The organism is Cyanobacterium sp. (assembly GCF_054166785.1).
In genome coordinates, this window is record NZ_JBSZCP010000034.1 from 1 (window position 1) to 2,958 (window position 2,958).

The window sequence follows — 2,958 nt, forward strand, 5'->3', positions numbered from 1 at the left end:
TTCAAGGGATTGACTTCCCTAGCTTCTTTCGTCGGGACAAATATCGCCCAAGAAAATGTAATGGTGACGCGCTTGGTAAGTTAAAGCATTGATAGCAAAGTCGAAAAAATAAATAAATTTTTTGATCCTTCTGCGGTCGGTGCGCCCGTGGAAGTAAAATAAACAGCCCAGTAACGGCGTTCTGACAGGGACTACGGTCTAGTTAAGAGTCTATATGGGAATCCCCTTGCCTTCAGGCAGGGGAGGTTCAATAGTTTCTACCATCGAGCCAAAGTTGTAGAATAATAGCCGCCGCTCGTTTATCTATCAAGCCTTTTTTCTGTCGAGAATATTTTTTGCTACTTCTCAGTTGCTCTTCTGCTTCGACGGAGGTAAATCTTTCATCCACATAGTCTAGGGGTAAATCTAAGGCACTAGCTAGTCTTTGAGCATATTTCATCACTTGTTTGGCTTGGAAACCTATTTCCCCTTCCCGATTATAGGGGACTCCCACCACTAAAATATTTGCTTCCCTTGTCTTGATAATTTCTTGAAACTTGAGAATATCATCATCAAATGAGCTACGTTCAATGGTGGTTAATTCTGTGGCAATGATACCCAAACCATCACATCCAGCCACACCAATCCTTCTTAAGCCTATGTCTAAGCCTAGGGCTGAGATTTTTTTCATGTTTTTCCACTCCATTTAATCACACCATGAAACTGAATTCACTATCTTATACTGGATCCGTAGGGAAAAGTATATTAATAAAACGAATGACGGGCTTAAGCCCATTGCCAAAAACAATAAATAAAAGTACGGTTCATAAATCGGACTTAATATGATGAGTAAGTTTCAAAGTTCAATGTTTTCATAAAAAAGAGACCTTTTTAGGTCTCTCCAATGCTAATTAATTAAGCAAAAATGTAATCATATAATTCGCTAGGATCTGGCTCTGGGCTTTCTTCCGCAAATTTAACAGCATCATCAATGGTTGCCATTACTTTTTTGTCGATCGCATCTAATTCTGCTTGAGTAACAATGTTATTTTCCGTTAGATACTGGGCAAATTTTTTGATAGGATCCCTAGCATTCCAGAATTCTTTTTCCTTCGCATCCCTTAATTCGTCAGGATCTGCCAAGGAGTGACCACGGAAACGGTAGGTTAGCGCTTCAATGAGGGTGGGACCTTCCCCTGCCCTAGCCCGGGCGATCGCCTTTTGAGCCACATCACGGACAGCTAAAACATCCATGCCATCCACTTCATACCCCTCCATATTAAAGACACTAGCTTTTTTATAGATTTCAGGCTGGGAAGTAGCGCGATCATGGGCCATACCAATAGCCCACTTATTATTTTCTACCACATAAATCACAGGCAACTTCCACAAAGCAGCCATATTGAGACATTCAAAAAACTGTCCATTATTACTCGCTCCATCACCAAAGAAACATACCGTTACCTGATCAAAATTTTCATCCCCCAAAGCCTTACGACGGTACATACTTTGATAGGCCGCCCCCGTTGCCACAGGAATTCCCTCCGCCACAAAAGCATATCCCCCCAATAACTTATGCTCCGCAGAAAACATGTGCATAGAGCCACCACGACCCTTACTACAACCCGTTGACTTACCGAACAACTCTGCCATCACTTCCCGAGCAGGAACATTACTACTGAGGGCGTGAACATGATCTCTATAGGTACTACATACATAGTCTTCATTAGCTCTTAACGATTTTACAATACCGCTAGAAACTGCCTCTTGTCCATTGTAGAGGTGAACAAAACCAAACATTTTGCCCCTGTAGTACATTTCAGCGCACTTATCCTCAAATAAGCGTCCTAAAACCATATCTTCGTAATAAACTAGACTTTCTTCCTTAGAAATTTTTACCGTAGAATGGTCAAACTTTGGTAGGATTCTTTCTTCTGCCATATCACATTACTATATTTATTTATCTTAATTATCAAATATCCTCGTCCAATTAGCAATCCACAATACTTAAGGGTTCATTATCCATAGTCCACTATTCACTCCTCCTTTACCTTGCCAAAACGGCGATCGCGCCTTTGATAATCAAAAAGGGCTTGATGAAACTCTTGACGGTCAAAATCAGGCCAAAGAGTAGGAGTAACATACATTTCCCCATAGGCCATCTGCCACAAAAGAAAATTACTGAGGCGCATTTCTCCGCTAGTGCGAATCAACAAATCGGGGTTAATAATCCCCTTAGTATAAAGATAACGTTCAAAAACATCCTCATCAATATCTTCAACTTCTAACTTACCCTCTTGCACCTGACGGGCAATATGACGACAGGCATGGAGAATTTCTTGACGACCACCATAATTAGTTGCCACATTAAACTCAATACCCGTATTATCAGCCGTTTTATCCATGGCGTGGGCAATTTCCCGTTGCAAAGAAGTAGGTAAAACCGTTAAATCACCTACAAATCTAATCTTTACCCCCTCACTCATCATCTCTTTTAATTCTCTACGTAACACCCCCTCAAACAGAGTCATGAGAAAATCCACCTCTAAACGAGGTCTTCCCCAATTTTCCGTAGAAAAAGCATAAGCCGTAAGTACATCAATACCCCAATCATCACAACATCTAAGCAAATTTTTCAGGGCTTCAACCCCTTTTTGATGACCTATCATACGGGGTAAGGCACGTTTTTTTGCCCAACGCCCATTACCGTCCATAATTACTGCCACATGACGGGGTATCTTGTCGGGAACTAAATCGGAAGGCAATTCAATTAAACTTTGAGCCACACTCTTTTAACCATTAACTCTCAAGTAATTATATTACTTTAAATAAGCATCTTTGACATCCTCCCGTGCCTGAAGGCGACGGGATTCCTAAAACAAGCTCAAACTTAATTGAGTTCCTTTTAAGATGGTTGACGCTTCATCGCATACTGCTACCTTTGCGGTAGTCTTACGCCCTGCTCCACATCCATTTAAA

General features: G+C 41.2%; 3 protein-coding genes. All 3 read right to left on the bottom strand.

Features of this window, described 5'->3' with window-relative positions; translation table 11 throughout:
- Positions 1-247: 247 nt before the first annotated feature.
- The 3 genes from ruvX to ACXITR_RS06655 all read right to left on the bottom strand — a co-directional run bounded on the left by ruvX (position 248) and on the right by ACXITR_RS06655 (position 2,765).
- A complete protein-coding gene (gene ruvX, locus ACXITR_RS06645) occupies positions 248-670 on the bottom strand; it encodes a Holliday junction resolvase RuvX (protein ID WP_457996452.1) in 423 nt (140 codons plus the stop codon).
- A 224-nt stretch (positions 671-894) separates the two neighbouring features.
- Complete coding sequence (gene pdhA / locus ACXITR_RS06650) at positions 895-1,920, bottom strand: pyruvate dehydrogenase (acetyl-transferring) E1 component subunit alpha (RefSeq protein WP_457996453.1); 1,026 nt, start codon at positions 1,918-1,920, stop codon at positions 895-897.
- A 95-nt stretch (positions 1,921-2,015) separates the two neighbouring features.
- Complete coding sequence (locus tag ACXITR_RS06655; RefSeq protein WP_457996454.1) at positions 2,016-2,765, bottom strand: isoprenyl transferase; 750 nt, start codon at positions 2,763-2,765, stop codon at positions 2,016-2,018.
- Between the last annotated feature and the right edge of the window lie 193 nt (positions 2,766-2,958).

Excerpts from the sequence above, each read along its gene's own strand:
- ruvX (WP_457996452.1), bottom strand. The coding sequence starts at position 670 with ATGAAAAAAATCTCAGCCCTAGGCTTAGACATAGGCTTAAGAAGGATT.
- pdhA (WP_457996453.1), bottom strand. The coding sequence starts at position 1,920 with ATGGCAGAAGAAAGAATCCTACCAAAGTTTGACCATTCTACGGTAAAA.